The 457-nt window shown below is 62.4% G+C and carries 1 protein-coding gene; it reads left to right on the top strand.

Annotation, left to right across the window (positions count from 1 at the left end; genetic code table 11):
* On the top strand, positions 1-449 hold a 449-nt coding region (locus ACU8YC_RS27285; RefSeq protein ID WP_446896299.1), incomplete at its 5' end, for a 4Fe-4S dicluster domain-containing protein.
* Positions 450-457 lie beyond the last annotated feature (8 nt).

Genomic DNA, 457 nt, shown 5'->3' with positions numbered 1-457 from the left:
GCGCGTTCAACTTCATCGACCAGAACATCTTCGGCGGCAAGATTCCCTTCACGCTGCCCGACACAAAGCCGGACTACGCGTGCCTCAAGCCGGCCGCCGAGTCGAAGAAGATCGAGTATCCGAAGCCGGACGGCAAGCTGACGTTCGACCGGCTGTCGTCGGTGTTCATCTCGAACACGAATCACGAGGAAAACCAGCCGGCGCACCTGACGCTGAAGGACGCGAGCGTGCCGGTGAACGTGAACCTGCGCACCTACGCGGGCCCGGAAGCGCGCTTCTGTCCGGCGGCCGTGTACGAGTTCGTGAAGAACGACGACGGCAACGAGCGCCTCGTGATCAACGCGCAGAACTGCGTGCACTGCAAAACCTGCGACATCAAGGACCCGACGCAGAACATCGTGTGGGTCACGCCGGAAGGCGGCGGCGGGCCGAATTACCCGAACATGTAACGCAACGC

It is taken from the genome of Citrobacter sp. VF227 (assembly GCF_052950715.1).
The sequence above is the reverse complement of the archived record's forward strand: the minus strand, read 5'-3'. Positions and strand labels throughout refer to the sequence as shown.